This window comes from Geothrix sp. (assembly GCF_030219325.1).
Lineage (GTDB): Bacteria > Acidobacteriota > Holophagae > Holophagales > Holophagaceae > Geothrix.
In genome coordinates, this window is sequence record NZ_CP126625.1 from 2910073 (window position 1) to 2934736 (window position 24664).

Here is a 24664-nt window from a genome sequence, read left to right on the forward strand (position 1 = left end):
CCGTGAAAGCCGTTCGCCGGTTCCCACCTGAACCGCTCCGGGCTGCCCCGTAGCCTGGGACAGTTCCGGAGGTCCCATGTCCCTGCTGCCCGCATCCCACCCAGGCTTCTTCGAGGCGCTGGCCCAGCGCCGGACCTACACCACCCTGCTCTACCTGCTGCTGTCCATGGCCACGGGCATCCTGGCCTTCACCTACACGGTGACGGGTCTCTCCCTGAGCCTGGGCCTGGCCATCCTCATCATCGGCATCCCCGTGGCGCTGACCTTTCTCGTGGGCGCCCGCCTGCTCTCCGTGGGCGAGGTGCACCTGCTGAAGGTGCTGGTGGGCGGAGAGGGCTCGGCAGGCCCCGCCCTGCTGCCCGGCGGGGAGGGATTCCTGGGCCGGCTGAAGCGCCTGCTGAAGGATCGCCGCACCTGGACCAGCCTCCTCTACCTGCTGCTCCTGATGCCCCTGGGCATCGCCTACTTCACCACGCTGGTCAGCCTGCTCTCCGTGGGCCTGGGCCTGCTCGCGGTACCCGCAGCGCGGCTCTTCCAGGCCACCGGGACCCTCAGCCTCGACCTGGGCGGCACGGGCTGGGCCCTGGCCCACCCGAACCTGACGGCCCTGCTCTGCGGCCTGACGGGCCTGGCCCTCATCCCCCTCACCTTCCACCTGGCGCTGCTGCTGGGCCGCTTCCAGGTCTGGCTGGCCAAGCACCTGCTGGTGAACGCCTAGCCTCTCACCCACATCTGAAAGGACACCGCATGACCACAGACACCACCCAGGACCGCACCCGCACCGAGGAATTCAAGCTCGAAGGCGGCAAGGTGCTCGACAAGATCAAGGACCTCATCCACCAGGGGAACATCCGCCGGATCATCCTGAAGAACGAGGCGGGGAAGACGCTCATCGAGATCCCGCTCACCCTGGGCCTGGTGGGGGCGGCCCTCCTGCCCGTCTTCGCCGCCGTGGGTGCCCTGGCCGCGGTCGTCACGCGCATGGTGATCGTGGTGGAGAAAACCGATGGCGACTGAGATGGCATCTCAGCATTCATGACCTTCGAATCTTCTTGACACTCCCGGGAGCCAATGGAAGCATGGCTCGCCAATCACTGGCTGACCTGGAGGTCGTTATGAAAAAAACAACGCTCGCCCTCGCGCTGCTCCTGGGGGCGCCCCTGGCGGCCCAGTCTTTTGAAGTGGGTCTCTTCGTTGGCCAGCAGCAGTATCCCTCTCCCCATATGGAGGTTTCCCCTGGGGTGACCGGACAGCTCAACCTCGACAACAAGACGGTCTATGCCGCGCGCTTCGGCTATTCCGTCGTGGATGTCGGTCCCGCCCTGTTTCAGATCACGGCTGGATACCAGCCGGAATCCAAGGCGACCGTGAAGGCAACCCTGGGTGGCGCACCCTCTGGCATCCCCGCCGAACTCAAGCAGAGCCACTGGTCCGTCGGAGCCATGTTCAATTTCAAGGCGGTGGTGGCGGTGGGCGCAGGGCTGGAATACCGCGCCGAGAAGCTCGATCTGGAGGGTGAGAGGACCACCTACAACCGCCCCTGGATCCGCGCCAACATCGGCTACGCCATCCCCTCCCCCCTGGTGAAGCCGTTCTTCGGCCTTGAGGTGGCCTTCCCCCTCACCAGCACCAGCAACAAGTTCGACTCCATGGAGAATGTGCTGAAGTCCATGGCCCCCAAGAACCAGATCGGCATCTACGCCGGCATCCGCTTCTGATCCAACGCCATCACGGGTGGGTGCGACACCTCGTCGCACCCACCCGTGATCCATGCCGCTTGCGGGCCCCGCAGGCTTCGATGGACCATGGGCCATGCTCGAACACTGGCTGAACCATCCCCACGCCGCGCCCTGGCTGGTGGTGATGTGGATCGCGGGGCTGCTGGGTTCCCTGGGGCACTGCGCGGGCATGTGCGGCCCCATCGTGGCGGCCTTCGGGTTGTCGCAGGCCAAGCACGGCGGCCGCACCTGGACGCGGCACCTGCGCTTCCAGCTGGGCCGCATCAGCACCTACGCCATCCTCGGCGGCCTCATCGGCTTCCTGGGCGGCTTCGCCCGGCTGCAGACCGTGCAGGACATGCATGCCTGCTGCAAGCCCGAAGGCGCGGCCCTCATCGCCGCGCAAGCCTGGCCCTGGCAGATCTGGGTGAAGCTGGCCGTGGGCGTGCTCATGGTGCTCATGGGCCTGACCATGGCCCTGGGCGGGCGGGCGGATTCGCTCATGGAGTTCAGGCTGCCGGCGCCGCTGCAGAAGCTCATGGGCAAGGGCCTCGCCCTGGGCAGCCTGCCCTATGCCCTCGGAATGCTGTGGGGGCTCATCCCCTGCGGCCTCGTCTACATGATGCTGCTGCGCACCCTGGACGGCGGCGACTGGAAGATGGGCGCTGCGGGCATGGCCGCCTTCGGCCTGGGTAACGCGCCCCTGCTGCTGGGCCTGGGCCTGGCCAGCACCCGCCTCAGCCAGGCCTGGAAGGCCGTGCTGCTGCGCGTGGGCGGCGTCCTGGTGGCCGCCATGGGCGGGTACATCCTCTGGCAGGCCGTGATGCTGCTGCGGATCCAGGGGCAGGGCTAGATCCAGTTGCATCGGAAAAAGAGGACCACAGAGGATTGAGAGAAACCCTTCTCCCCTTCCAGCAGGACGCCATGCGAGGTATTCAAGAGCAACAGCTGGAACCGCGAATGGCGCGAATGAGCGCGAATGCAGCGATCACCCATCCCTGTTTTCATTCGCGCGCCCGAAGGGCGATTCGCGGAATTCGCGGTTCAGGAACTCCCGTGTCGTGTGGGCAACCCCCTTTCAGACCGCCCGCCGGACCGCCACCAGCGTGAGATCGTCCCCGCGGGGCGAGCCGTCCAGGAAGCGGTCCAGCTCGGCCCGGCAGGAGGCCAGCAGCTCGGGCAGCGGCAGCGCGGCGCCCTTGCGGAGGGCGGCGGCGGCGCGGCCGATGCCGAACTCCCGGTCCCCCCTGGCCCCCTCGGTCCAGCCATCCGTGTAGAGCAGGAGGGTCTGGCCCGGCTGGAGCTTCAGGTCCCGCTCGGTGTAGACGGAATCACAGAAGAGGCCCAGGGGCAGGCCGCCGCCCTCGATGGGCCGCACTCCGCGGCCATCCGCCAGCAGGGGCCGGGGGTGGCCCGCATTGGCGATGGAGAAGCTGCCGTCGCAGCCCAGGCGGAGCGCCGCCAGGGTGGCGTAGCTCACCGAGGAGGTGGCCTCCGCGAAGAGTTCGTTGGCCCGCTTGAACAGGTCCGGCAGGGACTGCCCCGCGGGCACCAGGGCCCGGAAGAGGGCGTGCAGGTGGGACTGCAGCAGGGCCGCCGCCACGCCCTTGCCCGACACGTCGCCCAGCACCAGGTGGAGCGGCGCCCCGGGCGCGCTGGGCGGGATGAGGTCCACGTGGTCGCCGGACACCACGCCCCGGGGCTCCCAGTGGTAGGCCACGTCCCAGCCATCCTGGGCCACGTGGGTCGGCGGCAGCAGGGTGCGCTGCACCTTGCCCGCGGACTGCAGGTCCCGTTCGAGGGCCCGGCGATCCGCCTCGGACAGGCACTCCAGGCACACCGTCAGCAGGGGATCTTCCGCCAGGCGCGAGGGGGACATGGGGTCGTGGCAGACGGCGCAGATGCCCCAGGTGCCCACCTCGATGGCGCCGATGGCCGCGTCCACCTGGCGCATGAGGTCCACCCAGCGCCGCTCCTTCCGGGCGGAAGTCAGCCCGGCCAGGTGGTTCCGGCGGGTGATGAGCCGTTCGAGGGTGCGGGTCTCCAGGGGCGTCATGGCCGCCCCCCGGCCGCGGCCTCGGCCTGCTTGCGCAGCAGGGCGATCTGCCCGGCGTGGTAGGCGTTGTGCTGCAGGGTGCCCTGCAGGAGCCCGCGGATGGTGGTGTCGGAACCGGACCTGGCCTCGTCGAGGCGGCCCTCCTCCAGTTCGAGGATCGCGGCCCGGAGCCCGCCGTAGGCGTCCTCCAGGGCGGCGCAGGCCCCCTGCCAGGCAGCCTCGGAGCCCAGGTCCGCGGGGCTCCAGTCCGAACCGGGCTCGCCGGGGAGGCGGGGAGTGCCCGCGAGCTGCCGCCGGGTGTCCTCCAGCCAGTAGGTCAGGTGCCCCACGAGATCGGCGATGGAATGGGAGGTGGGCTCTGGGCGCCACCGGGCCTGCTCGGCGCTGAGGTCCGCCAGCAGCTCCATCACGGCGGGGCCGTGCCAGGCGCCGCCGCGGAAGCCGCGCTCCAGCTGATCCGCCAGACGGGTGGGGGCGAGGTCTTGGGTCTGGGCCATGAATAACCTCCTTGATGACGAATGGAGGTTAAATATGAGGCGAATTTCTAACCTGTCAACCCATTCATACAAGTTATAATTGACCCGTGGACGATGTCGCTTCCCTGCCTGGCCAGGGCCCCTTCGAGCTCTCCGGGGGGGACCTCTGCCTGGACTTCGCCAACACCTGGGGGGACCGGGGACGCCCTGAAAGCGACGACCTGCGGACCTACCCCCGGCTTCTGGCCTTTGCCCGCCAGACCGGCCTGCTGGAGGCCGCCCAGGCCAATGGGCTGGCCGCCCGGTCCCTGGCCGAGCCCGCCGCGGCCCAGGCGGCGCTCCAGGCGGCCCTGGACCTGCGCGAGGCCCTGTACGGCATCTTCTCGGCCCGGGCCCACGACCGGGAGATTCCGCCCGGTGACCTGGCCTGCCTCAACGAGGCCCTGGGCGAGGCCCTTCCCAACCTCCACCTCGGCCTCGAGGGAACCGCGCTGGCCTGGCACTGGCGGCGGGACGGGACCGCACTCACCGCGCCCCTCTGGCCCATCGCCCGGGCCGCGGCGGATCTGCTCACGGCGAAGGCCGCCGCTCCCGTGCGGGAGTGCGGCGGCGCCCAGTGCACCTGGCTGTTCCTCGACCACAGCCGCGGCCGCTCGCGGCGCTGGTGCTCCATGGCCAGCTGCGGCAACCGCGCCAAGGCCCGGCGCCACTATCACCGCAGCCGGCAGGGAGACTAGGCGCGATCCCGTCCCAGGCGCATGGAATTGCCGATGACCGAGAGGCTGGACAGCACCATGGCGCCGGCGGCGAGGATGGGGTTGAGCACGCCGGTCATGGCCAGCGAAATGCCCGCGGTGTTGTAGACAAAGGCCCAGAAGAGGTTCTGTTTGAGCACCCGCAGGGTGAGGGTGGCCAAGCGGAACACTTTGGTGATGCGGGTGAGCGAATCGCGCATGAGCACCACTGGCGCCGCATGCATGGCCAGGTCCGCCCCCGAACCCATGGCGATGCCCAGGTCGGCGGCGGCCAGGGCCGGGGCATCGTTGATGCCGTCGCCCACCATGGCCACCACCTTGCCCTGGGCCTGGAAGCGCCGCACGGCCTCGGCTTTCTCCGAGGGCGACACCTCCCCCAGGAAATCGTCCACGCCCACGGCCATGGCGATGCGCTCCGTGGTGGTCCGGGCATCGCCAGAGAGCAGGACCACGCGCACACCGCGGGCCCGCAGCTCGGCGATGACGGCCGCCGCCTCGGCCCGGGGCCGGTCCCCGAAGGCCAGGGCACCGGTACTGAGGCCATCCACCGCCGCGAAGGCCACGGTGAGGCCCTCGGCTTCCCAGGCGCTGGCCCGGGCTTCGAGGTCGGCCGAGAGGGCGAGACCCTCCTCGGCCAGCAGCCTGCGGTTGCCCACGACCACCCGCTTGCCTGCCACCGTGCCCAGCAAACCCCGGCCTGCCCTCACCTCGATGCCGGAGGCATCGAGCCGACCGATCCCCAGGTCGGCGGCATGGCGCCCCACCGCGTGGGCCAGGGGATGCTCGGAATAGGATTCCAGGGCCGCCACGAGGTCCAGCCCTTCCAGCTCGGCATGGCGCACCCGGAAGTCGCCCTCGGTCACGGTGCCGGTCTTGTCGAGGATGAGCAGGTCCACCTTGCGGAAGGTCTCCAGCACCCGCACGTCGCGGATGATGATGCCCTGGCGGGAGGCCGCGCCGATGGCGGCGGTGGTGGCCAGGGGGGTGGCGATGCCCAGGGCGCAGGGGCAGGCGATGACGAGCACTGCGATGCCCCGCAGCATGGCCTCGGTGCCGGTCAGCCCGCGGCTGAGGCACACCAGCACCGTGAGCGCGGCCAGGGCCAGCACCACGGGGATGAACAGCCGGGAGACGCGGTCCACCATCCGTTCGAGGGGGCTCTTGCCCGCCAGGGCCGCCTGCACGGACTTCACGATCTGGGCCAGGGTGGAATCCTCACCGCAGCGCGTGACCCGGATCTCCAGCACGCCCGCCGTGTTGAGGCTGCCGCAGATCACGGCGTCGCCCATGGCCTTGGCCTGGGGATCCGACTCACCCGTGACCACGGACTCGTCCACCGCGGACTGGCCTTCCACCACCACGCCGTCGGCGGGGATGCGCTCGCCGGGCTTCACCAGGATCAGGGCGTCGGCCTCCAGGGCCTCGATGGCCACGAAGCGCTCCTGCCCGTCGATGCGCAGGCGGGCCTTCCTGGGCAGCAGGCGGTGGAGCATGGCGATGGCCCGGGCGCTGCGGTCCTTGGCGTTGCGCTCCAGGGCCTTGCCCGTGAGCACCAGGGTCACGATGGCGCAGGCCGTGTCGAAGTAGAAGTGCCTCCCCCCCAGGACCGCCTGGGCCGAGCTGTAGGCGAAGGCCGCCAGCACGCCCGTGGAGATGAGGGCCTCCATGCGCAGGTGGCCGGACTTCACGCCGTACCAGGCGATGCGGTGGATGGGCCAGGCCGAGTAGAGCACCACGGGCAGGGTGAGGGCCATGAGGATGAAGGGCACGGCCCGCTGGGCCCAGCCGGCGATGCCCTCGAAGTAGCTGGCGTAGATGACGAGGCTGAAGAGCATCACGTTCATCCACAGGCCCCCGGCGATGCCCAGGCGCAGCAGCATGTCCTGCCACTCGCGGCGATCGCCCTCCTGCTCGGTGCCGAACTCCGCGGCCTTGTAGCCCAGAGACTTCACGCGGTCCGGAACGACGCCGGGCGGCACCAGCTGGGGACAGTAGGTGACCTTGAGGAGGTCCGAGGTGAACAGCACCTCGGCGGATACCACGCCCCGTTCCCGGCGCAGGGCATGCTCCACCACCCAGCCGCAGGCCGCGCACCACATGCCCGAGAGCTGGTAGAGGGCCTCCCGGGTCTCGACCCCTTCAGGCACGGCCGGGGTCGCGGCCTCCCCGCCCTGCCCCAGCAGGCCCAGGCGCAGGCTCTCCTGGTAGAGGTCGGTGCTGCGGAGATCCACGCCCGCATCCATGGCGCCGCTCTCCAGCAGGATGGCGTAGACGTTGAGGCAGCCGGTGCAGCAGAAGCGCTTCTCCTGGCTCCGGAAGACCTGGACCTGGGGCTTCTTCGTGGCGGCCGCGCCGCACAGATCGCAGGTGGCGCCTGGGCTCATGAACGATGCGTCGGCTGGGGCCGCCCCTGGTCGTCGAGCATGATGGGGTTGGCCTGGCGCGTGATGCGGTAAGCCACGACGAGGATGGTGATGAAGAGCAGGCTGATGAGGCCGAACATCACCAGGTACGAGCCGCCGCCTTTCTTGGGTTCAGTCATGGTTCACTTCCTTTTCAGCGGCGTGATGAAGGTGAGCTCCTCGGCGTCCGCCTTCCGCGCCGCGTCGGCCTGGGCCAGGATGCGGATGTGGTGGACGTCCTGCCCATCCTGAACAAAAGGCGCCCGCAGTTCCACCGTTCGCTCGAAGGTCTCGCCCGGCTGCAGCGCCACCGGGTTGGCCGGCAGGGCGAGGTCCGCACCGGCCAGCCCCTCCACCCAGAGGCGGACCTGGGTGGCCTTGCCGGTGCGATTGGCGAGTTTGAGGCGGATCAGGTTCGCGATGCGGCCATCCTCCAGGACCTTGAACATGGTGGACCGGTCCGGGTTGATCTCCACCAGCACAGGGCGGCGCAGGGACAGGGCCATGGCGAGGCCCCCCAGATAGAAGGTCATGATGAGGAGGATCACCACCCGCTTGGCATCCCGGAAGCCCCAGCGCTTGTACCAGGGCTCCTGTGCGGCGATCGCCTTCGGCGTCTCGCCCCAGGCGTAGTGGATGAGGCCCGGCTTGCCGAGCTTGCGCAGCACGTCCTCGCAGGCATCGATGCAGTCGCCGCAGTGGACGCACTCGATCTGGTAGGGCGATTCGCGGATGTCGATGCCCATCTCACAGACCCGGACGCACTTCTTGCACTCGATGCAGTCCTTGGCCTCGTCAATGCCGTCCTGATAGCTCACCAGCAGCGTGTGCTTGTCCTGGAGCATGCCCTGGATGTAGCCGTAGGGGCAGACGGTGGTGCAGAACTTCTGCCGCACCAGGGTGAAGTCCAGGAAGGTGATCAGGGTGACCGTGGCGCCGGTGATGCCGCCCACCGTCACGAGGTCGAAGTGCATGAGGCGCCCCAGCAGGTCCCGGGGTTCCACGAAGTACGAGGTGAACACGAAGGCCAGGAAGACCGAGGCCAGGGCCAGCACTCCGTAGAACAGCCCCCGTTCCAGCGCTTTTTTCGACGCAGCGCTGGCGCTTTTCAGCCAGCGCTGCGCAGAGCGCTTGCCCCAGCGCTCCACGTCCTGGCTCCACTCGCTGAAGATCATCTGGGGGCAGGCGTAGCTGCAGTAGATGCGGCCGTGGATGATGGCCGAGGCCGCGATGACGAACATCAGGAGCATCATCGCGAAGAAGATGATGGCGAACTCGCTGATCCACAGCTCGAAGCCCGCGAAGTAGAACCGCTGCCGCGGGATGTCGAAGCGCATCAGATTGGTGAAGGGCGCCGCCACGAAGGCCAGGAAGAAGGCCAGGTGGAACCGCTTCCGGATGGGCCGGTACACGGTCTCCTGCGGCGGCAGGGGCGGCAGCCGCTCGATTTTCGGCTTGGGGGAAGCCTCGGTCTGTATGCTCATTCAGTTATTATACAGGATCTTCGGATTGGGCGACGGGATCGACACGCATTCCGTGCTGTGGTCGAAGCGCTTCATCAGGATGGCGTGGGTGGGGCAGCGGGATGCGCACATGGCGCACCGGATGCAGGTGCTCTCGTCCTTCAGCATGACCCCGCCCAGCTCATCCTTGTCCTGGGGGCTCATGGCCTGGTACTCGGCCAGGCTGATCTCGGCGCCGGCCGCCACCAGCCGTTCGTGGGCGTCGTAGTCGGTCAGGGTGCTGATGCCCACCAGCTTGATGAGGTCCTCGGGGCACACGTCCACGCAGCCGTTGCAGGCGATGCAGTGGTCCGTCTCGAAGACCGTGTTGACGTTGCAGCGCAGGCAGCGCGAGCCCTGGCGGCGGGCCATCTCCTCGGGGAAGCTCAGCTCGACGATCTCCACCGAGGTGGCGCGGATCTCGCTCTCCAGGACCGGCGCATTGCAGCGCTCCTCGCGGTGCCAGCCCTCGGCCATGGTGTAGGCGGCGGGCAGCCAGCGCTTGCGCACCACCACGTCCGTGCGGGTGCCCCGCAGGAAGTCGTGCATGGACCGGGCCGCGGTGTGGGCCGAGGCGATGGCGTCGATGAAGAGCCGGGCGCCATGGGCCACGTCCCCGCAGGCGAAGATGTCCGGGGCCGTGGTCTGGTAGGTGGCGGGATCCACCTTCACGAGGCCGCGGTTGGTCTCGACACCATCCTCGGGCTTGAGGAAGCTGAGGTCGGAGGTCTGGCCGATGGCGAAGACCACGGAATCCGCATGGATGTCGCTGAGGTCCGCCTCGTCGAACTTCGGGTTGAAGCGGCGCTCTTCGTCGAACACCGAGAGGCACTTCACCACCCGGAGGCCCTTGCACTTGCCGTTCTCGACGATGATCTCCTTGGGGCCCACGCGGTTGTGGAGGCGGATGCCCTCCTCCTCGCCTTCGTGGATCTCCACCTTGTCCGCGGGCATCTCCTCCAGGGACTCGAGGCAGACCACGTGGATCTCCTTGTCGCCGCTCATGCGCAGCGCCGACCGCGCCACGTCGTAGGCCACCTTCTCGCCGTGGCCCATCTCCTGGAGGGCGTCCTCCTGATTCAGCGCCTCGAAGGGGCGCAGGGCGGAGCGCGCCACGTCATAGGCCACGTTGCCGCCGCCCACCACCACCACGCGCCGGCCCAGGGGCAGCGGCTTGCCTTCGTTGAAGGCCTTGAGGAACTCCATGCCGTCGTAGACGCCCTCGGCCTCGCCGCCAGGTAGCGAGAGCTTGCGGCCGTTGGGCAGGCCCACGCCCAGGAAGATGGCCTTGTAGCCCTGGGCCCGCAGGTCCGCGATGCTGAAGTCGCGGCCCAGCTTCATGTTGCATTTCAGGTCGACGCCCAGGGACACGATGGCGTTGATCTCGTGGCGCACCAGCTCGCGGGGGAGCCGGAAGACCGGCACGCCGGCGGTGAGCATGCCGCCCGGTTCGGCGTTGGCCTCGAAGACCGTGACCTTGTAGCCGATCTGGACCAGGTCGTGGGCCACGGTCATGCCAGCCACGCCGCCGCCGATGACGGCCACCTTCTCGTAGTCGCCCCGGTTGGGGGGCAGCATCTTCTGGTTGGCACCGTCCCGGTAGGCGGTGTAGTCACCGGTCTCGGGCCCGAACTTGTCCGTGACGAACCGCTTGAGGGCGCGGATCGCCACGGGCTCGTCCAGGGAGCCGCGGCGGCAGTTGGCTTCACAGGGTGCGCCGCAGACCCGTCCGCAGATGGACGCGAAGGGGTTGGTGGCGCGGGCGATCGCGTAGGCCTGCTCGTATCGCCCTTCGGCGATGGCCGTCACGTACCCGCACGCGTCCGTGTGCACCGGACAGGCGTGCTGGCACTTGACCATCTCGACCCAGTACTGCGAGTCGTCGGGAACCCTGAACTGCCAGCTGGCGTTATCCACAGCTTTAATCCTCGTGGGGCTTGCGGAAGGCGAAGATCGCGACGATGGCCACGTAGATCAGGACCATGGCAGCGATGCCGTACATCAGCACCGGGTTGGTCTTGGTGGCGGCATTGAACTGCTGGACCAGGGGCCCCCGGGTGGCGTGGCCCACATCTCCGTACATCTGGAAGATCAGGTAGCCAACTCCGCCCAGGCCGATGACCGGAATCGCCAGCTTTAAGAAGCCCGGGGCATCCGTGCCCTTGCGTTCCGTCATCCAGCCGTCGGCATATTCCTTCAGTTCCTCGTGGCCTTTCTTGTCCTCGGTCATGGCGTCCTCCTGGGGGTCTCATCCTCATCGAACATCTGGAACTTGGCTTCCTCGCCCTTCTCGCCCCAGTACCCATCCCGCCGCGACTTGAAGAAGAAATAGACGGCCAGGAAGAACATCAGGGCGAAGAACAGGTAGGCGAAGTAGACGCTGGGGTAGGTGTAGTCCGTGGGGGCCATGACCTACTTCTCGTAGTCGTTGGCCGGACGCCAGTCCTTGCCGCGGCCGAGGTTCTGAAGGTAGGCGACCAGGGCCTTGAATTCCTCGGGGTTGTTCACGATCCAGGGGTAGGGCGGCATGATGGAGCCCTTCACGAGGTCGCGGGGATTGCGGAAGTGGGTGCGGTGCCACTGCTCGTCGTACTTGCCGCCGATGCGGGCGAGATCGGGGCCCGTGCGCTTGGTGCCGAACATGTGGGGATCGTCGTAGACGAACTCGTCCGGCGTGGAGATGGGGGCGTCGACGCCGCGCCAGCCGTAGCGCTTGGTGTCGGCCAGGAGGGTGCGGATCTGCTGGGTGTGGCAGTACCAGCAGCCTTCGCGGACGTAGATGGCCCGGCCCTTCTTCTGCAGGTCGGTGAGGGGGACCACCTTGCCGGTGATGCCCTTGGCGGGGTCGTGGTTCTCGAAGGGCTTGGCCCAGGTGGTGTCCACCAGGGGCGGCACCACGGTGGTCAGGATGCCCCCGATGAAGAACAGCACGAGGGAAATTCCGATGGCCCAAAGGGCGTTGTTGTCAGCTTTTTTGAACATGGTCGCTCTCCTTTCCGCGGCCTAAACGGCCGCCTCCTGCTGGTCGCCCAGGGCGGTGGCCAAGATGTTGTAGGCGAACATCACGATGCCGATGAACATCAGGATTCCCGACACGAACCGGACGATCCAGATGGGCTTCAGGGCGATGACGGTGTCGATGAAGGGGATGCTCCAGTTGTTCCACTGCCAGCCCTGCCAGAAGCCGCCCAGCCAGAGGGTGGTGAAGAAGCCCAGGCCGCCGATCATCAGCATCCAGTAGCTCCAGTTGGCCAGGGACTGCGAGTGCAGGGGCTTGCCCCAGAGCTTGGGCACCGTGAAGTAGGTGCCGGCGATGGCGAAGAAGCTGAAGCAGCCCAGCACCGCCATGTGAGCGTGGCCCGGAATCCAGTCGGTCTTGGACACGATGGCGTTCACGGTGCGCAGGCTGTGCATGGGGCCCTGGAAGCAGGTCAGCAGATAGAAGACCACGCCCGACATGAGGAACTTGAGGGGCACGCTCTCGCGGAGCTGGTGCCACTGGCCCTTCATGGTGGCGAAGAGGTTGTAGACCACGGCCCACACGGGGATGAGCAGCATCACCGAGAAGGCGATGGCGATGGTCTGCAGCCACTGGGAGATGGGCCCGTGGATCATGTGGTGGGCGCCGGTCCAGACGTAGACGAAGGCCAGGGACCAGAAGCCGACCATGGACAGCTTGTGGCTGTGCAGGGGCGTGTTCGAGGCGCGGGGGATGAAGTAGTAGGCGATGGCCAGGCCGATGGGCGTGAAGATCAGGCCCACGGCGTTGTGGACGTACATCCAGTTCAGGTTCGCCTGGTTGGTGCCCGTGGTGAACAGGGTGGCGAAGTTGCCCGTCAGGTAGACGAAGGCGGTCCAGAGGATGCAGCCCATGGTGTACCAGATGGTCACGTACATGGCCTGGTGCTTGCGGGAGGCCACGGTCATGAGCACGTTCAGGCCGAACATGATCCAGGCCACCACCACGAGGATGTCGAGGTACCAGGGCAGCTCGGCATATTCCCAGCCCTGGTTCTGGCCGGCGAGCAGCGTGACCACGGCGCCCAGGATGATGACGTTCCAGAGGATGGCCGTGGCCAGGCCCAGCTTCTCGCTCCAGAGCTTCACGCCGCAGAGGCGGGGGATGACGTAGTAGGCCAGGCCCATGTCGGCGGCCAGCAGCCAGCCGAAGAGCATGCCATTCACGTGCAGGGGTCGCAGCCGCCCGTAGGTCAGCCAGGACATGGTGCCCATGAGGTCGGGCCACACGAACTTGGCGGCGATGATGACGGCGATGATGCCCACGATGAAGAAGTAGGCCACCGAGCTCACCAGGAACCACTTGGCGGTGGAGTCGTCGTGGACGAGGGCCCCTTCGGGCGTCGTCGCCACTTCGGCCTTACTGAATTGCGGCTGCATGCTGGCCTCCCTTCGGTTTCGGGTTAATGCTGCGGATGAAATTGACGAGGTCGCCCGCGTCGTTGTTCGTCAGTCCGTCGTTGATCCAGGACGGCATGGGCGTGCCCTGGACGCCATACAGGATGGACTCGAGGAGGCGCTGGTCGCTGACGCTGTCCACGAAGAAGGCGTTCCGGAGGTTGCGGGGCTTGGGCAGGATGTCCAGGGAGTTGGGGCCTTTGCCGTCGCCCTTCTTGCCGTGGCACCCGGCGCAACGGTTGACGAAGATCGCCTCGCCGCGGTCCACCGATTCCTTGCCCATGGCCACGGGGTTCTTCTCGGGAATGGCCCGGGCCTTGAGTTCGCGGCGAGGTTCCTTGGTGATGGCGGTCTGGATGTGGCCCAGCACCGCCTTGGCCTGCTCCTCGTTGAGGAGCTTGCCCCAGGCCGGCATGGAGGTGCCCGCCACGCCGTTGCGGATGGAGGCCACCAGCCGGGCTTCAGGCTTGGAGTTCATGAAGCCGGCCTTGGTGAGGTCGCGGGGGTAGGGATCCAGGTGCTCGGCGATGGGGCCGTGGCCGTCGCCCTTCTCACCGTGGCAGCGCAGGCAGAGGGCCTTGTAGATCCCCTCGCCGTTGGTGGCGGGGCTGGTGCCCTTGAGGGTGAGCAGGTAGGCGGTCATGGCCTTGAACTCGTCGTCCGTGAAGCGGAAGGCCGGCATGATCGAGTCGGGCATGGTGGACTTGGGGTTCTTGAAGTGCTCGTAGATCCAAGGGCCGTCCTTCAGCAGGCCTTCGAAGCTGAGGTCGGGGGCGATGCCGCCATCCCGGTCGCCCAGCTTGTGGCAGGCGGTGCAAGCGCGGTCGAGCACCAGCTTCTCGCCCTGCTTGACCATCTCGGCCGGGTTGATCTGCACGGGCTTGATGGTGGCCTGGACCAGCTCGGCGCCACCCGTGAGCTTCACCTTGAAGCGCTGGATCTCGGTCTCGGCGAAGTTGCGCCCCTTGCGGCTCTTGAGGAAGACGACGAGGGCCTTGATGTCCTCTTCCTTCAGGTTGAACTTGGGCATGATCGAGGTGGCCAGGATGCTCTTGGGATCGGCGATGCGGCCCCACAGGTAGTCGAGCTTCCACTTCTTGCCCACGTCGGAGAGGTCGGGCCCGATGGTGCCGTCCGAGAGCCCTTCGATGCGGTGGCAGCCGTAGCAGTTGGAGCTGAAGAACAGCTCGCGGCCCTTGGTCACCAGCGGCGTGCCGGGGAAGGCGATCTCCGTGTGGCACTGGGCGCAGTTGGCCTGCATGTATTCCTTGCCCCTGAGCTTGGGGGCGAAGTCCTTGCGCCAATGATCCTGCGTGGTGTAGCCCAGCAGGGGATCGGGCCAGTACTCGTCCTTGCCATGGCTGTACTCGGAGTCGAGGCCCCGACCCTGGCCGTCGTGGCAGACCGTGCAACCGAACTCGGAGAACTTGTGGCGCCGATCCCACTTGCCGTTCTTCTGCTGGTCCCCCATGGCGGTGGAGTAGGGGTGGGTCTTCACGGGCTCAGCATGGGAGGAGAAACGCGGGTCGTCCGAGGCGATGTGGCAGGTGGTGCAGCGGTCCACCCGGGTCTCGCCGAAGTTGCTCACCACGATCTGCTCGATGCGTGGCTTGCGGGCGGCAAGGGCGGCCTTTTCCGTGTCGGTCTTGGCCAGCACCCTGGCCTGATCGAAATAGGTGTTCTGGTTCCGCTCCCATGGGTGGCCGAACTGGTTGTAGAAGACGACCCCGTGGATCACGAGGATGAAGAAGGTGCCGATGGCGAGTGCCAGTCTCATGTCGCGCTCCTCACCAGGGGGTCACGAAGGCCCAGTTGGCCCCGCGGAAGAAGGTGCCGATGATCACGAAGATGACGTTCGCCACCACGAAGGTGATGAAGATCGTGTTCGCCAGCAGGCGGTCCCGGGAGAACCACTTGCCCACGCCCTTGGGACCGCGGTCGAGGTAGGGGGTTCCCAGCAGCAGCAGCACGAAGATGCCGGGCACGCCGATGCCGCCCCAGAAGGCCGAGTAGCTGACCATCTCCTGCAGGCCCAGGAAGTACCAGGGCGCCTTGGCGGGATTGGGGGGATGCAGGGCGTTGACGGGCTCCTCCAGCGGCGCGTTGAAGAGCAGCGAGAGGATGAGGATCGCCGACAGGGTGACCACGAAGGTGAACAGCTCGGCCAGGAAGAGGTTGGGCCAGGAGAACACGGTGTTGTCGGGGATCTGGCCGACCTTGGTGAGCGGTCCGCGCACCAGGCCCTGGAAGCCGTAGAGCTTCTTCGGCTCCGGCACGGATGCCTTGGACACCGAGGCCATCTCCATGGGCTCGAGGGTCACCTTGGGGTCCGCGTCGTCGGGACGGGAGAGGCCGCCGTCCTTGCGGATGCGCCAAAAGTGGATGGCGATCATGAGGGTGAGGATGGCCGGCAGCACGGCCACGTGCAGCACGTAGAAACGCAGCAGGGCCTCCTGACCCACGCTGGTGCCGCCCATGAGCAGGAACTGGATGTCCTTGCCGATGATGGGGGCGTAGCCGGCGATGGCCGTGCCCACGGTGATGGCCCAGAAGGCCAGCTGGTCCCAGGGCAGCAGGTAGCCGGTGAAGCTCATGAAGAGGGTGAGCAGGAAGAGGATGACGCCCACCACCCAGTTGAACTCGCGGGGCTTCTTGTACGAGCCCGTGAGGAAGACGCGGCAGAGGTGCAGGAAGACGATGGCGACCATGCCGTGGGCGGACCAGCGGTGCATGTTGCGCAGCAGGGTGCCGAAGGCCACGGAGCCCCGCAGGTCCAGCATGCGGTCATAGGCCTGGGTGGTGGAGGGCACGTAGTAGAACATCAGCAGGATGCCCGTCACGATCAGGATCACGAACAGGAAGAATGAGATCAGGCCGAGGCCGAAGGTGTAGGCGGGCCGCAGCGAGTTCTTGTGCACCTTCACGGGATGGATGTGCAGGAAGAAGTTCGTGAAGCTGGTGGCCGAGCGCTCCAGGTCGTTGGACGGGAGCGGGTTGCGGAAGATGGAGCTCCAGACGTTCTTCGGGAGGTCCATCAGCGTGGCGAGGAGGGAGGATTTGGGCGGAGTGGGGCGGCTCATAGGGTCAGGTAGCTCCCAGGTGCGATTTCAATGTCCTTGTCCACTTCAATCTCGCCGTTGGGGGCGAGGGTGATCTGGAACCAGGGCAGCGGGCGCGGCGCGGGACCGCCGGTCACGTTGCCATCCTGGTCGAAGCGCGAGCCGTGGCAGGGGCAGGCGAAGCCGGTGTCCGCGGCACCCACCGTGCAGCCCAGATGGGTGCAGGTGATGGAAATGGCCGCCAGCTTCGAACCCTCACGGACGATGCAGATGCCCCGCGGCGCCAGGATCGCCCGGGTGCCGGAGGGGTAGTCCTCGGGCTTGCCCACGCTGAAGCGCTGGGGCTGCCCATAGGTGGCCCGGGGCTTGATGAAGACGAAGTTGGACACGGCACTGAGCCCTGCGGAGCCAAAGAGGCCCGCGCCGGTCAACCACCCGAGCATCTTCCGCCGGGAGGTCTTCCCCCCATCGGAATCCTCCCCGCTACTTCGCTTTAGATTGACTGCCATCAGCCTTCTCCTGAGAGGGGTTCACGTGTTCGCTGTCCTGCCGGTCCGACCAGAAGACCTGGTACTTCGCATCCTCGATGTTCTTCATCCAGTCCCGCTTGACGGCGTAGATGAAGAGGAACGCGGCTCCCGAACCCATCGCCAGGCTGGCTGCGATCGAGATCCACGTCAGTTCCACGGAGTTGCCTTTCGAGAGCCATGCGGATGCGGTCGGGCGGGAAGGAATGGTTTGGTGCCGGAAATGGCATCTTGAGGATCTTGTGGTCGCGTTTCAATGATCACGATTTACCAGCATGATTCATGTGACAAGGGACACAATTTATAAATATTTAAAAAATAACATATTTATAGATTTTGATAGATTTCATATTATAGATTATTGACTATTTATAGAATATCAAAAAATATCATAATACAAATTATTTATTAATTTAAATGCACATGTCATATCGTATTTAACATGATTTGAATAACAACGACATAAAATTGATATTTTGTTTGCTATTGTTTGAACATTTTTTATAACTATTAATAATATTAAATTTAATTGCCTTCGAAATAGCCGGGATCGAATCGACGCCCTTGGCGCCCGCGTCCTGGCTCCGGGTAGGCCGGGCTCGGTCCTACACTGGCCAGACCCCCCGGAGCCCCTGTGTCCTACCCCCACCTGCTGGCCCCCCTCGACCTCGGCTTCACCACCCTCGCCAACCGCGTGCTCATGGGTTCCATGCACACGAACCTTGAAGAGGCCAAGGGGGGCTTTGCCAAGCTGGCGGCGTTCTACGCCGAGCGGGCCCGGGGCGGTGTCGGGCTCATCGTGACCGGGGGGATCGCGCCGAACCTGCGGGGCCGCCTGACACCCTTCGGCTCCCAGCTCTCCTGGCCATGGCAGGTGGCCAAACACCGGAAGGTGACCGGGGCCGTCCACGCTGCCGGCGGCAAGATCGCCCTGCAGATCCTCCACGGCGGGCGCTACAGCTACCACCCCCTCAGCGTGGCACCCTCCGCCGTGAAGAGCCCCATCACGCCCTTCAAGCCCCGGGAACTGAGCGCCCGGGCCGTGCGCGCCACCATCCGCGACTACGCCCGCTGCGCAGCCCTGGCCCAGCGGGCCGGCTATGACGGCGTCGAGATCATGGGCAGCGAGGGCTACCTGATCAACCAGTTCATCGCGGCCCGCACCAACCGCCGCACGGACGCCTGGGGGGGCAGCTACGAGAACCGGATGCGCTTCCCGGTGGAGATCGTGAAGGCCGTGCGCGAGGCCGTAGGGAAGGATTTCATCATCATCTTCCGGCTCTCCATGCTGGACCTGGTGCCGGAGGGCAGCACCTGGGAGGAGGTGGTGCAGCTGGCCAAGGCCCTGGAGGCGGCGGGCGCGACCATCCTGAATACGGGCATCGGCTGGCACGAGGCCCGGGTGCCCACCATCGGCGCCATGGTGCCCCGGGGCGCCTACGCCTGGGTGACGAAGAAGCTGAAGGGCGAGGTGGGCATCCCCCTCATCACCACCAACCGCATCAACACCCCGGAAGTGGCTGAGGAGCTCCTCGCCGGGGGCAGCGCGGACATGGTGAGCATGGCCCGGCCCCTGCTGGCGGACCCTGAGTTCGTGAAGAAGGCCGCCGAGGGCCGTGCCGAGGACATCAACACCTGCATCGCCTGCAACCAGGCCTGCCTCGATCACGTCTTCCAGCAGAAGCGCGCCACCTGCCTCGTCAATCCCAGGGCCTGCTTCGAGACCGAGCTGATCTTCGAGCCGGTCATCGTCCCCAAGCGCCTCGCCGTGGTGGGTGGCGGTGCTGCGGGCCTGAGCTTCGCCTGCCACGCGGCCGAGCGCGGCCACCTGGTCACCCTCTTCGAGGCCGCCCCCGAGCTGGGGGGGCAGCTCAACCTCGCCAAGCGGGTGCCGGGCAAGGAGGAGTTCTTCGAGACCCTGCGCTACTTCGGGCGGCGCCTGGCCACGGCCGGGGTGACCCTGCGCCTAGCCGAGCGGGCCACTCCGGAATCGTTGGCCCCCTTCGACGAGGTCATCCTCGCCACGGGCGTCCAGTCCCGCACCCCCGACATCCCGGGCGTGGACCATCCCAAGGTCATCAGCTACCCGGACCTGCTCTCGGGCCGGAAGGCGGCGGGCCGCACCGTGGCCATCATCGGTGCCGGGGGCATCGGCTTCGACGTCGCCGAGTTCCTCGTCCAGGCCGGGCACGCGCCCCAGGTGGATCGCTACCTGCGGGAGTGGGGGGTCGATGCGGCCCACGCCCACCGCGGCGGGCTCCTGCCGGCGCCGGAGGGCTTCGAGCCGGCCTGCAAGGTCCACCTGCTCCAGCGCAAGACCGATCGCATGGGCGCGGACCTGGGCAAGACCACGGGCTGGATCCACCGGGCCACCCTGAAGGCCATGAAGGTGAAGATGCAGGGCGGCATCCACTACGAGCGCATCGATGATGAGGGGCTCTGGATCCGGGACGGCAAGGACGCCGGGGCGAAGTGCCTGGCCGTGGACAGCATCATCCTCTGCGCGGGCCAGGTCTCCGAACGCAGCCTCCTGGTCCCCCTGCAGACGGCGGGCAAACCCGTCCACCTCATCGGCGGCGCCGACCTGGCCGCCGAACTCGACGCCCAGCGCGCCATCCGGCAGGGTGCCGAGCTGGCGGCGAAGATTTGAATTTTCGCCACAGATGAACACAGATGAACACGGATGCTTCATGATCTGTGTTCATCCGAGTCTATCCGTGGCCCATTCCATTCCCTTGATCTCTTGCGCCGCCGCCCAGCGCCTCTTCCTCGGCGCCCAGGGGCTGCTGGACGATCCCGGGAAGCGGGTCACCACGACCTCTTTGCAGGCCCTCATCGAGCGGCTGGGCTTCGTCCAGGTGGACACCATCAACGTGCTGGCCCGGGCCCACGACCTCACCCTCTTCAGCCGCCTGGATGGCTACCGGCCCGACCAGCTGAGGAAGCTGCTGGAACAGAAGCGGAACCTGTTCGAAGGCTTCACCCACGATGCCTCGGCCATCCCCACGGCCTTCTTCCACCACTGGAAGCCCCGCTTCGCCCGGGACCGGGAGCGCATCCACGCCCACGCCTGGTGGCAGTACCACTTCCGCGGAACGGATGGCGCCAAGGTGGTGAAGGACGTGAAGGCCCGCATCGAGCATGAGGGCCCGCTGAAGTCCTCGGACTTCGAGCACCCGGAGAAGCGCGGCCCCTGGTGGGGCTGGAAGCCGCAGAAGGCAGCGCTGGACTTCCTCTGGCGCAGCGGTGAACTGATGGTCCCCCGCCGCGAAGGCTTCCAGAAGGTCTACGACCTCACGGAGCGCGTGCTGCCGGAGCACCATGCCCTGCCCTGCCCCGGGCCCGCCGAGCACCTGGCCTGGGCCTGCGGCACGGCGGCCGAGCGGCTGTGGGTGTTCACGCCAAAGGAGCTCGCCGAGTTCTGGAACAGCATCGAGGCGGTGGATGCCAAGGCCTGGTGCGCGGCCGCCGAGAAGGAGGGCCGCATCGTGCCCGTGCAGGTTGAATCGGCCGACGGCGAACTCCGGCCCGCCTTCGCCCTGGTGGATTGGGAGGCGCGGCTGGCCAGGCTGCCCGAGGCGCCGGAGCGCACCCGCCTGCTCTGCCCCTTCGATCCGATCCTGCGGGACCGCACGCGCGCCCTGCGCCGCTTCGGCTTCGACTACCGCTTCGAGGCCTTCGTGCCCGAGCCCAAGCGGCAGTACGGCTACTTCGTCATGCCCATCCTGGAGGGCGGCCGCCTCGTGGGGCGCCTCGATCCCAAGCTCCACCGCGACCGGGGCCTGCTGGAGATCAGGGGCCTGTGGTGGGAGGCCGGCGTACGCGCCACCAAGGCCCGCCAGCGCGGGCTGGACGAGGCCCTGGAGCGCATGGCGACCTTCGTCGGGGCCGCAGACATTCAGCTCCCTTGATGACCGCGCTATCCTGCATCCCATGTCCGCGACGAAGAACCCCCTGCTGAACCGCCTGCACAGCGCGCAGGGGCTGTCCCCCAGCCAGCGGCAGATCGCCGACTGCCTCATCGCCAACATGAACGAGGCCCCCCTCTGGGGCGTCGAGGAGCTGGCCCAGAAATCCCAGACCTGCGTGGCGACCGTGGTGCGCTTCGCCAAGAAGCTGGATTACTCCGGCTACCTGGAGATGCGGAAGGCCCTGGTCACCGCCGCCAAGAAGCACTATGGACGGGGTGAGCAGCTGCTGCAGGCGCCGGTGCGGGCCTCGGCCACGCTCCTCGAGGTGGCCCGCCGGGACATCCGGAACCTCGAGACCCTGGTGCAGGCCGTGAACGAGGACCTCCTGAAGAAGGTCGTCCACCAGATCAAGTCCAGCCGCCTGCGCCTGGCCATCGGGGATGGCGTGTCGGCCCTCATGGCCCGCCAGCTGGCCTACCTGCTCATCAACACGGGGCTGCCTGTCATAGAGGGCAACCCGGCCGACTTCGCCACCCAGGTGGGCATGCTGGAGAGCAAGGACCTGCTCATCGCCATCAGCATCATGCCCTACACCCAGGAGACGCTGGACGCCGCCGCCTATGCCCGGAAGCGGGGCATCCCCGTGCTGGCCTTCACGGACACCCTCAACTCCCCCCTGGCCAAGTCCGCCAACCTGACCCTGCCCATTCCCGGCGAGAACCTGCTCTTCTCCCACAGCGTGACCACCTTCGGCGTGCTGGCCCACGCCATCGCCACCTCCATCGCCAGCCAGGACCCCCACCTGGCCCTCAAGAAGCTGCGCGAAGTGGAGCGAGTGGCCCTGCCGAAGTTCGCCAAGTCCTGAGAAGCCTTCTCAGGATTTCCATCCACCGGCGCCCGTCTCCGGCCGGTGGAGGTGAACCTTCCGCATCGATGAAAAAAAACTTGACTCGCCTTTGAACAAAGCATTACTTTTTGATCACCAATCCAACATCTTTCAACCTCGGAGGCGTGATGGCTAGAAACGCTGGCTCTTTCAGATTCAGTGCGCTCGTGCTGGCGCTCGTGGCGTGTCCAGTGGCCCTCCTGGCCCAGAGCAACACCACGGCCGCCCTCACTGGCGTCGTCAAGGATCCCAAAGGCGCTCCTCTGGCCGGTGCCACCGTGAGGGTGAGTTCTGCCTCGCAGATTGGCGGCGAACGTGTCGTCCGGACTGCCGACAATGGCATCTACCGAGTGCCCCTGTTGGCTCCCGGGCGATACCGGATCGTTGTCGAGGCCCTAGGCCTCACGACCATCGTCAGCAATGAGACCCTCGAACTGGGCAAGACGACCACCCTCAACTGGAAGTTCGCCTCTGCTGCCTCCGCCACCGTCGAGGTGGTCGCGGCCGCAGCTGAACTGACCACCGTGGGCATCACGCAGAACTACAGTACTGAGGATCTGGCCACGCTCCCTGTCGAGCGGTCCATGTCTGGGATCATGAACTTGACGCCTGGCGTGAACGGCAAAGCCGCCTGGGGTGGCGATACCGGCGAGAATGCCTGGCTCATGGACGGCATGAACATCGGCGATGTCTCCGGCGGTGGCCAGTGGTTGTATGCCAATCCGGACTGGTTCAGCGAAGTACAGGTGGGCGGCATCGGTGCGTCAGCAGAGTACGGCAACTTCAACGGGGGTTATACCAATGCCCTGGTGAAGCGCGGAGGCAATAATTTCTCGGGTTCCCTAAATTTCTATTACGCCGACTCCGCCTGGGAAGCCAAGACCTCGAACCGCTATCCCGGCCTGGATCGCACCATCCTGCCCGGAAAGAGCTTTGACGGGGCCATCAACCTCGGTGGCCCCATCATCAAGGACAAGCTCTGGTTCTTCGCCTCGGCCTGGGCCAGCCAGAGTGAGACCACCCCCATCGGCGCGTTGGCCTCCCAGAAGCGCAGTTATCAGAATCTCCTGGCCAAGATCACCTGGCAGGTCACCCCCGACGCCACACTGGAAACCCTTCTGGAGTACGACTCTCTGCCCGAGGAGAACAAGGGCATCGACAATACGGTCCTACCCATCGCCTCCCATAAGCAGATTGCGCCGGACCGCCTCTTCAACGTCATCTGGACCCAGAGCCTGAACACCAGCATGGTGCTGACATCAAAGGTTTCGGGTTATTCCGGCAACTACGAGGGCCGCCCCAACAACGGCAACATGCCCAGCCTGAACGCTGAAGGCAGCCTTCTGACCACGGCTGGTGATCCTTCCCCGCTTGACTATTTCGGCAACAACCAGTGGTACCGGAACAACTACCGGGCCCGCATCGAAGGGGCAATCACCCTTGACTACTTCAAGACCAGTCTCTTCAACTCTGGCGATTCCCATGCCTTCCGGTTCGGTTTTGAGCAGGCCCAGGCCACGAATGAGGATCTCAAGACCCCGACGGCCGGCTACCAGCTGTACGCCTATGAATATGGTTCGAACGCCAACGGCTTCCTCACACCCGACCTCATCGACGTGGGCGGTGGCTACAACATCAAGATGCACAGCAACCGCTCAGCTCTGTATGTCCAGGACACATGGGCCATCAACGACCGCGTGACCTTGCGCCCAGGCCTTCGTCTCGAGAAGTACACCGCCCGCGGCTATGGGGAGACCAGCAACATCTGGGACAAGAAGGTTGTCGCGCCTCGCTTCGGCGGCACCATCGCCCTCACCCAGGACCAGAAGAACGTTCTCAAGTTCCACTGGGGCAAGTACTACACCGCCTTCTCGTCCTGGTTCGTGGATCGCGCGTACCAATCCTGGACCCCCGTGATGACGGAGTACTACTGGCAAGGGAATGATTTCAATCCCCTGACGACCCCTCCAAGTCAGTACACGGACCCGGCCCAGGGTCGCACCCCCGACTTCAGTGCTGGAAACATCTCCTACTCCTCCAACAACATTTCGCCAGTGGACCCCAACGCCAAGCAGCCCTACACCGAGGAGACCACCTTCTCCTTCGAACACAAGTTTGAGGGCCCCTGGAGCACGTCCGCCACCTGGGTCTACCGAAAGCAGAAGGACATCCTGGTCCGCCTGAACAAGGCCGAAGTCACGACCGGACCGAACGCCACAGGCTCTTGGGAGACTGACACCGGCTATTACACCAACCATGGGGCCCCCCAGGACCTCACTTGGTGGAACTCGAATGTGGATCCCAACAACCCGAACGGCACCAATTGGCTCGTCGCCACCGAACCGACGGCGAAGCGCAATTATCTGGCCGCCACTTTGGTCATCGACCGCAAGTGGATGGACGACTGGAGCCTGAACGCCAGCTTCACCCGCGCCCGACGCTACGGGAACATGAGCACGGCGGATGGCTATGACGGCTGGGCCCCCTACGAGAGCCCCAACTACATGATCAACGCCAACGGCCTCCTGCCTGGTTATAACGACTACGAAGGGAAAGTCCGTGGTGCCATCAAGTTACCCTGGATCATGAAGCTCTCCTTCAACTTCACCTACCTCAGCGGCCAGCGGTACACGCCCTATGTCCGCACTTACAGGAATGATGCTGGAGTGCGTTCCTACGTATTCGTGGAGGCCCGCGGCAGTGAGAAATACCCCAGCGAGCACCTCCTCGACATACGCCTGAGCAAGAACATCAAGTTCGGGAAGAAGGCAGATCTCGAAGTCTTCGGACAGGTATTCAACGTCCTGAACACTGGAACGACCCTCTCCTATTCCACCGAGCGCATCAACAGCAGCGCCTACGGCATCCCCGGCTCTGTCGAGCAGGGCCGCCGCCTCCAGTTGGGCGCGCGCCTCAGCTTTTAGCCTCACGGAAGGGCCGCTTGCAGTGGGTTTCG

At 66.1% G+C, this 24664-nt stretch carries 23 protein-coding genes; 9 read left to right on the forward strand and 14 right to left on the reverse strand.

The annotated features are described in order from the left end of the window. The first annotated feature begins 76 nt into the window (after window positions 1–76). The 4 genes from QOZ81_RS12995 (at window position 77) to QOZ81_RS13010 (ending at window position 2571) form a co-directional block, all read left to right on the forward strand. Entirely contained in the window at window positions 77–718 is a 642-nt protein-coding gene (locus QOZ81_RS12995) for a sensor domain-containing protein (protein WP_291205643.1), read from the forward strand. Window positions 719–747: 29 nt separating this feature from the next. Beyond that, window positions 748–1017, forward strand: coding sequence for a DUF4342 domain-containing protein (locus QOZ81_RS13000; RefSeq protein WP_291205640.1), 270 nt, complete (start codon window positions 748–750; stop codon window positions 1015–1017). A 224-nt stretch (window positions 1018–1241) separates the two neighbouring features. Continuing rightward, window positions 1242–1718 (forward strand): hypothetical protein, encoded by a 477-nt coding sequence (locus tag QOZ81_RS13005; protein WP_291205637.1) that lies wholly within the window; start codon window positions 1242–1244, stop codon window positions 1716–1718. A gap of 94 nt (window positions 1719–1812) precedes the next feature. Then, window positions 1813–2571: a sulfite exporter TauE/SafE family protein gene (locus QOZ81_RS13010; protein ID WP_291205634.1), complete on the forward strand. Its 759-nt coding sequence runs from the start codon at window positions 1813–1815 to the stop codon at window positions 2569–2571. Window positions 2572–2796: 225 nt separating this feature from the next. Here QOZ81_RS13010 and QOZ81_RS13015 read toward each other — a convergent pair whose 3' ends face one another. Both QOZ81_RS13015 and QOZ81_RS13020 read right to left on the reverse strand, forming a co-directional pair. Further along, entirely contained in the window at window positions 2797–3774 is a 978-nt protein-coding gene (locus QOZ81_RS13015) for a SpoIIE family protein phosphatase (RefSeq protein WP_291205630.1), read from the reverse strand. Next, entirely contained in the window at window positions 3771–4271 is a 501-nt protein-coding gene (locus tag QOZ81_RS13020; RefSeq protein ID WP_291205627.1) for a DinB family protein, read from the reverse strand. The genes QOZ81_RS13015 and QOZ81_RS13020 overlap by 4 nt, the downstream gene beginning before the upstream one ends. 86 nt (window positions 4272–4357) lie before the next feature. On the opposite strand from QOZ81_RS13020, the gene QOZ81_RS13025 reads away from it, so the two are divergent. Then, on the forward strand, window positions 4358–4987 hold the full coding sequence (locus QOZ81_RS13025; protein ID WP_291205625.1) for a CGNR zinc finger domain-containing protein: 630 nt from the start codon (window positions 4358–4360) through the stop codon (window positions 4985–4987). On the opposite strand, the gene QOZ81_RS13030 is transcribed toward QOZ81_RS13025, so the two are convergent. From QOZ81_RS13030 to QOZ81_RS13085, 12 genes are read right to left on the reverse strand one after another with little or no spacing between them, the layout of a single operon-like run. After that, a complete protein-coding gene (locus QOZ81_RS13030; protein ID WP_291205622.1) occupies window positions 4984–7389 on the reverse strand; it encodes a heavy metal translocating P-type ATPase in 2406 nt (801 codons plus the stop codon). The genes QOZ81_RS13025 and QOZ81_RS13030 overlap by 4 nt on opposite strands. Next, a complete protein-coding gene (locus tag QOZ81_RS13035) occupies window positions 7386–7547 on the reverse strand; it encodes a hypothetical protein (protein WP_291205619.1) in 162 nt (53 codons plus the stop codon). Before QOZ81_RS13035 ends, QOZ81_RS13030 begins: the two co-directional genes overlap by 4 nt. A 3-nt stretch (window positions 7548–7550) precedes the next feature. Then, entirely contained in the window at window positions 7551–8891 is a 1341-nt protein-coding gene (locus QOZ81_RS13040; RefSeq protein ID WP_291205616.1) for a 4Fe-4S dicluster domain-containing protein, read from the reverse strand. Further along, complete coding sequence (locus tag QOZ81_RS13045; RefSeq protein ID WP_291205613.1) at window positions 8892–10826, reverse strand: FAD-dependent oxidoreductase; 1935 nt, start codon at window positions 10824–10826, stop codon at window positions 8892–8894. 4 nt (window positions 10827–10830) lie between these two features. Then, window positions 10831–11139: a hypothetical protein gene (locus QOZ81_RS13050; RefSeq protein WP_291205610.1), complete on the reverse strand. Its 309-nt coding sequence runs from the start codon at window positions 11137–11139 to the stop codon at window positions 10831–10833. After that, window positions 11136–11318, reverse strand: coding sequence for a hypothetical protein (locus tag QOZ81_RS13055; protein ID WP_291205606.1), 183 nt, complete (start codon window positions 11316–11318; stop codon window positions 11136–11138). Before QOZ81_RS13055 ends, QOZ81_RS13050 begins: the two co-directional genes overlap by 4 nt. Window positions 11319–11321: 3 nt before the next feature. Next, a complete protein-coding gene (locus QOZ81_RS13060; protein WP_291205603.1) occupies window positions 11322–11891 on the reverse strand; it encodes a cbb3-type cytochrome c oxidase subunit II in 570 nt (189 codons plus the stop codon). 21 nt (window positions 11892–11912) lie between these two features. Continuing rightward, complete coding sequence (locus tag QOZ81_RS13065) at window positions 11913–13307, reverse strand: cbb3-type cytochrome c oxidase subunit I (RefSeq protein WP_291205598.1); 1395 nt, start codon at window positions 13305–13307, stop codon at window positions 11913–11915. Continuing rightward, a complete protein-coding gene (locus QOZ81_RS13070; protein ID WP_291205595.1) occupies window positions 13288–15102 on the reverse strand; it encodes a c-type cytochrome in 1815 nt (604 codons plus the stop codon). The genes QOZ81_RS13065 and QOZ81_RS13070 overlap by 20 nt, the downstream gene beginning before the upstream one ends. Window positions 15103–15112: 10 nt before the next feature. Next, the gene (locus QOZ81_RS13075; protein WP_291205592.1) at window positions 15113–16405 is read right to left on the reverse strand and encodes a cytochrome b N-terminal domain-containing protein; all 1293 of its coding nucleotides are present in this window, start codon (window positions 16403–16405) and stop codon (window positions 15113–15115) included. Further along, window positions 16402–16893 carry a ubiquinol-cytochrome c reductase iron-sulfur subunit gene (locus QOZ81_RS13080; RefSeq protein ID WP_291205588.1) on the reverse strand — a complete coding sequence of 164 codons (492 nt, stop codon included), beginning with the start codon at window positions 16891–16893 and terminating at the stop codon, window positions 16402–16404. Before QOZ81_RS13080 ends, QOZ81_RS13075 begins: the two co-directional genes overlap by 4 nt. Continuing rightward, window positions 16868–17071 (reverse strand): hypothetical protein, encoded by a 204-nt coding sequence (locus tag QOZ81_RS13085; protein ID WP_291205585.1) that lies wholly within the window; start codon window positions 17069–17071, stop codon window positions 16868–16870. Before QOZ81_RS13085 ends, QOZ81_RS13080 begins: the two co-directional genes overlap by 26 nt. 474 nt (window positions 17072–17545) lie before the next feature. Here QOZ81_RS13085 and QOZ81_RS13090 point away from each other — a divergent pair, with 474 nt between their 5' ends. The 4 genes from QOZ81_RS13090 to QOZ81_RS13105 all read left to right on the forward strand — a co-directional run bounded on the left by QOZ81_RS13090 (window position 17546) and on the right by QOZ81_RS13105 (window position 24632). Beyond that, the gene (locus QOZ81_RS13090) at window positions 17546–19561 is read left to right on the forward strand and encodes an NADPH-dependent 2,4-dienoyl-CoA reductase (RefSeq protein ID WP_291205582.1); all 2016 of its coding nucleotides are present in this window, start codon (window positions 17546–17548) and stop codon (window positions 19559–19561) included. 67 nt (window positions 19562–19628) lie between these two features. Beyond that, window positions 19629–20822, forward strand: coding sequence for a winged helix-turn-helix domain-containing protein (locus tag QOZ81_RS13095; RefSeq protein WP_300714822.1), 1194 nt, complete (start codon window positions 19629–19631; stop codon window positions 20820–20822). Between the two features lie 22 nt (window positions 20823–20844). Beyond that, complete coding sequence (locus tag QOZ81_RS13100; RefSeq protein WP_291205576.1) at window positions 20845–21687, forward strand: MurR/RpiR family transcriptional regulator; 843 nt, start codon at window positions 20845–20847, stop codon at window positions 21685–21687. Between the two features lie 149 nt (window positions 21688–21836). Next, window positions 21837–24632, forward strand: a complete 2796-nt coding sequence (locus QOZ81_RS13105) for a TonB-dependent receptor (RefSeq protein ID WP_291205573.1) — start codon at window positions 21837–21839, stop codon at window positions 24630–24632. Window positions 24633–24664 lie beyond the last annotated feature (32 nt).

Bases quoted from the DNA above. Each gene is read 5' to 3' on its own strand.
- QOZ81_RS12995 (WP_291205643.1), top strand. From the start codon at position 77: ATGTCCCTGCTGCCCGCATCCCACCCAGGCTTCTTCGAGGCGCTGGCC.
- QOZ81_RS13080 (WP_291205588.1), bottom strand. From the start codon at position 16,893: ATGGCAGTCAATCTAAAGCGAAGTAGCGGGGAGGATTCCGATGGGGGG.
- QOZ81_RS13050 (WP_291205610.1), bottom strand. From the start codon at position 11,139: ATGACCGAGGACAAGAAAGGCCACGAGGAACTGAAGGAATATGCCGAC.
- QOZ81_RS13075 (WP_291205592.1), bottom strand. From the start codon at position 16,405: ATGAGCCGCCCCACTCCGCCCAAATCCTCCCTCCTCGCCACGCTGATG.
- QOZ81_RS13000 (WP_291205640.1), top strand. From the start codon at position 748: ATGACCACAGACACCACCCAGGACCGCACCCGCACCGAGGAATTCAAG.
- QOZ81_RS13040 (WP_291205616.1), bottom strand. From the start codon at position 8,891: ATGAGCATACAGACCGAGGCTTCCCCCAAGCCGAAAATCGAGCGGCTG.
- QOZ81_RS13055 (WP_291205606.1), bottom strand. From the start codon at position 11,318: ATGGCCCCCACGGACTACACCTACCCCAGCGTCTACTTCGCCTACCTG.
- QOZ81_RS13015 (WP_291205630.1), bottom strand. From the start codon at position 3,774: ATGACGCCCCTGGAGACCCGCACCCTCGAACGGCTCATCACCCGCCGG.
- QOZ81_RS13105 (WP_291205573.1), top strand. From the start codon at position 21,837: ATGGCTAGAAACGCTGGCTCTTTCAGATTCAGTGCGCTCGTGCTGGCG.
- QOZ81_RS13065 (WP_291205598.1), bottom strand. From the start codon at position 13,307: ATGCAGCCGCAATTCAGTAAGGCCGAAGTGGCGACGACGCCCGAAGGG.
- QOZ81_RS13035 (WP_291205619.1), bottom strand. From the start codon at position 7,547: ATGACTGAACCCAAGAAAGGCGGCGGCTCGTACCTGGTGATGTTCGGC.
- QOZ81_RS13070 (WP_291205595.1), bottom strand. From the start codon at position 15,102: ATGAGACTGGCACTCGCCATCGGCACCTTCTTCATCCTCGTGATCCAC.
- QOZ81_RS13060 (WP_291205603.1), bottom strand. From the start codon at position 11,891: ATGTTCAAAAAAGCTGACAACAACGCCCTTTGGGCCATCGGAATTTCC.
- QOZ81_RS13010 (WP_291205634.1), top strand. From the start codon at position 1,813: ATGCTCGAACACTGGCTGAACCATCCCCACGCCGCGCCCTGGCTGGTG.
- QOZ81_RS13100 (WP_291205576.1), top strand. From the start codon at position 20,845: ATGTCCGCGACGAAGAACCCCCTGCTGAACCGCCTGCACAGCGCGCAG.
- QOZ81_RS13030 (WP_291205622.1), bottom strand. From the start codon at position 7,389: ATGAGCCCAGGCGCCACCTGCGATCTGTGCGGCGCGGCCGCCACGAAG.
- QOZ81_RS13020 (WP_291205627.1), bottom strand. From the start codon at position 4,271: ATGGCCCAGACCCAAGACCTCGCCCCCACCCGTCTGGCGGATCAGCTG.